We start from the raw sequence: 229 nt of genomic DNA, 5'->3' as shown, positions 1-229 counted from the left end.
TTTGTATTTAACCTCTGAAACATCTGATATTTGGCTTTAGGGTTCGTAGTACTATCGATAATTATGAAATCTAGTTTACTTATCTTAATTCTTCTTCTTAAATCAGCACTTAAACTGTTTGTGGTGTCATGTTTATTTTCCCACCATTTACCCTCAAGAGAAGGTAAAAACTTTGTCTTTGTAATTCTGCTAGGCTCATACAACTCTTCTTCACTGTTTCTTTTTTTTA

The 229-nt window shown here is 31.4% G+C and carries 1 pseudogene; it reads right to left on the bottom strand.

Features of this window, described 5'->3' with window-relative positions:
- A pseudogene (locus tag P6709_RS20440) lies at positions 1-229 on the bottom strand (DUF262 domain-containing protein); the annotation flags it as partial.

It is taken from the genome of Jeotgalibacillus sp. ET6 (assembly GCF_029667115.1).
GTDB lineage: Bacteria > Bacillota > Bacilli > Bacillales > Jeotgalibacillaceae > Jeotgalibacillus.
Note: the sequence above shows the minus strand (reverse complement) of the source record. Positions and strands in the feature narration are given on the sequence as shown.